At 72.9% G+C, this 3262-nt stretch carries 1 protein-coding gene and 1 pseudogene; both read left to right on the plus strand.

Annotated elements, in window-relative coordinates; genetic code table 11:
* Nucleotides 1-96 precede the first annotated feature (96 nt).
* Nucleotides 97-2394, plus strand: a pseudogene (locus tag ACWD3D_RS35125) (AAA family ATPase); the annotation flags it as partial.
* Between the two features lie 198 nt (nucleotides 2395-2592).
* Nucleotides 2593-3262: ABC transporter substrate-binding protein (locus ACWD3D_RS35130; RefSeq protein WP_451464738.1), on the plus strand; the 670-nt coding region annotated here is incomplete at its 3' end.

The raw sequence follows: 3262 nt of genomic DNA on the forward strand, positions 1-3262 counted from the left end.
TGAGCATGATGGCGCCCGACTGTCCCGGATAGGGGCTGAGCAGCGTGTACGGGGTCGCCCTGACCCGGGTGGCCAGGTGGCGCACCGCGTCGGCGCGAGGCCCCGGCGGATGCCCCCGGTACGGAAGCCACCGCCGCCCCCGACGCGGACGAGAGCCCCACCGACGTCACCCCTTCCACGGACGCGTCCGTCCCGGAGCCCGCGAACACCCCGGCCCCCTCGGCCACTTCGGCCTCGGCGGACGAGTCGGCCACCCCGTGGGACACCGCCGCCCCGGCCGCCGGTGAGCCCCTCGCTGCGGAGCCGTCGCACCAGGCCGCCCCGGTGCCCTGGTCGCCCGCGCTCCCGGCAGCCCAGGCGCCGAACGCGCTGCCCCCGCTGCCGCCCGCCTTCCACCCGGCCGGGCCGCAGCCCAGCGCCCCGGAACCGGCACCCCAGTGGCCCGCCTCCCCGGACGGGCCGGCCGGAGGCTACGGCTTCCCGCAGGCCCCCCAGCCGCCGGCTCCGCGTCCGCCCGAGCCCAACGGGCCTTACGGGCCGGGTGGTTATGGCTTCCCGCAGCAGCAGCCGTACCCGCCGTACCCGCCCCAGGGCGGTCAACTGCCCCCGCAGGTACCGTCGCAGGCCGGCTACGGGTTCCCCCAGCCACCCCTGGCCCCTCAGCCTCCGGCCCCTCAGCCTCCGGCCCCGCAGCCGCCGGCGCCTCTCCCTCCTCAGACGTCCGCCGCGCAGGCCGGCTACGGCTACCCGCAGGGCCCTCCGCCGCCTCACCAGCCGTACGCGCCCCAGCCGTACGCGCCCCAGGGCTACGTGCCCCAGCAGGGTCAGGCGCCCCGGCAGGGCGCGCCTCAGCCGGGTCTGCCCCAGCAGCTCCCGCAGCCGCCGCAGCCCCCGCGGGAGCAGCAGCACACCCCGTTCCCCGGGCAGGGTGTCCCCGCCCCGCAGCCGCCCCAGCAGCAGGAGCCGCCGCAGCAGGGACCCGCGCAGCAGCCCGTCGATCCACGGACCAGCGGCGCCTGGCCCACCCCGGTCACGCACGACCAGCGGGAGCGCTCGGTGCCGGGCGCCCCGCTCGGGTACACCGCCGCCGTGGAGCTCTCCTCGGACCGGCTGGTGCGGGGGAAGCAGAAGGCGAAGAGCAGCCGGAACCCCTCCTCCGCCAACCGTTTCAAGCTGGGCGGCAAGAAGGAGGAGGCCGACCGGCTGCGCAAGCTGGAACTGATCCGGACGCCGGTGCTCTCCTGCTACCGCATCGCCGTGATCAGTCTCAAGGGCGGTGTCGGCAAGACCACGACGACGACCGCGCTGGGTTCGACGCTGGCCACCGAGCGGCAGGACAAGATCCTCGCCATCGACGCGAACCCGGACGCCGGGACGCTCGGCCGCCGGGTGCGCCGGGAGACCGGGGCGACCATCCGCGACCTGGTCCAGGCGATCCCGTACCTCAACTCGTACATGGACATCCGCCGCTTCACCTCGCAGGCGCCCTCCGGGCTGGAGATCATCGCCAACGACGTGGACCCGGCGGTCTCCACGACCTTCAACGACGAGGACTACCGCCGGGCGATCGAGGTGCTGGGCAAGCAGTACCCGATCATCCTCACCGACTCGGGCACCGGTCTGCTCTACAGCGCGATGCGCGGGGTGCTCGACCTGGCGGACCAGCTGATCATCATCTCGACGCCCTCGGTGGACGGCGCCTCCAGCGCGTCCACCACGCTGGACTGGCTCTCCGCGCACGGCTACGCCGACCTGGTGCAGCGCTCCCTGACGGTCATCTCGGGGGTCCGCGAGACCGGCAAGATGATCAAGGTGGACGACATCGTCCAGCACTTCCAGACGCGTTGCCGGGGTGTCGTGGTCGTGCCGTTCGACGAGCACTTGGCGGCCGGCGCGGAGGTCGATCTCGACATGATGCGGCCGAAGACGCGTGAGGCGTACTTCCACCTCTCCGCGCTGGTCGCGGAGGACTTCGCCCGCGCCCAGCAGCAGCAGGGCCTGTGGACCGCGGACGGCCAGAGCCCGCCGCCGCAGTACGCGCCGCCGATGCCCGGGCACCAGCAGTACCCGCCGCAGGCACACCCCCAACAGCCGTATCCGCAGCAGCCGTACGGGGGACAGCAGCCGCCGCAGTCGCCGTACGGCGGGCAGCAGCCGTACGGGGGACAGCAGCCGCCGCAGCAGCCGTACCCGCCGCAGTCCTACCCCCCGCAGCCCGGCAACGGCTGGCAGCAGGGACCGCCTCCGCCGGCGCAGCCGTACGGCGCGCAGGCCGGCCAGGACGTGCAGGCTGGCCAGCCAGGACAGCCCGAGAGGCCGGGTCCGCCCGGTCCGGAGGGCCCGTGGCCCGCGCCGGGGTGGCAGCAGCAGCCGCCCGCGCCGCCCCACAGCTGAGGCAAAGTGGTTGAGACCAATGAGGGCCCGCACCGTTGCGACGGTGCGGGCCTTTTGCGTATTCCCGCAGCCCACACGCCGTTTCGCCGACCGTTGACTCCAGTTGGCCGCCGCTGATAGACCTCTCCATCACCAGTTGGCGAACCACTGCTCTACCCGCCGCCCCACCAGCGAGTCATGACGCGAGGTCGACGTCCCATGGTCACAAGAAGTCCCGTCCGCTCCACCCGGCCAGGCCAACGTCTGCGCCTCCTCACGGCCTCGGGTGCCGCCGCGCTGGCGCTCGCCGCCGGCTCGCTCGTACCGGGCGCCCCCGCTCCGCTCGCCGCCTCCCCCGCACAGGCCGACGACGGGAAGACGACCCTCACGGTCGCGGTCGCGCAGAGCGTGGACTCACTGAGCCCGTTCCTGGCCCAGCGGCTCCTGAGCACCAGCGTCCTGCGGCTCATGTACGACTACCTGACGAACTATGACCCCAAGGACAGCCACGCCGTCCCGGGTCTCGCCACCAAGTGGGAACCGTCCCCGGACAAGCTGACGTGGACGTACACCATACGGTCCGACGCGAAGTGGTCGGACGGCGAGAAGGTCACGGCCGACGACGCGGCCTGGACCTTCAACACGATGATGAAGGACGAGGGCGCGGCCACCGCCAACGGCTCCTTCGTCACCAACTTCGACAGCGTGACCGCGCCCAGCCCGGACAAGCTCGTCGTCACCCTGAAGAAGCCGCAGGCGACGATGGCCGCGCTCGACGTGCCGATCGTCCCGGAGCACGTGTGGAAGGACGTCGCCGACTTCTCGAAGTTCAACAACGACACGAAGTTCCCCATCGTCGGTGACGGCCCGTTCGTCCTGACCGACTACA

It is taken from the genome of Streptomyces sp. NPDC002690, assembly GCF_053592415.1.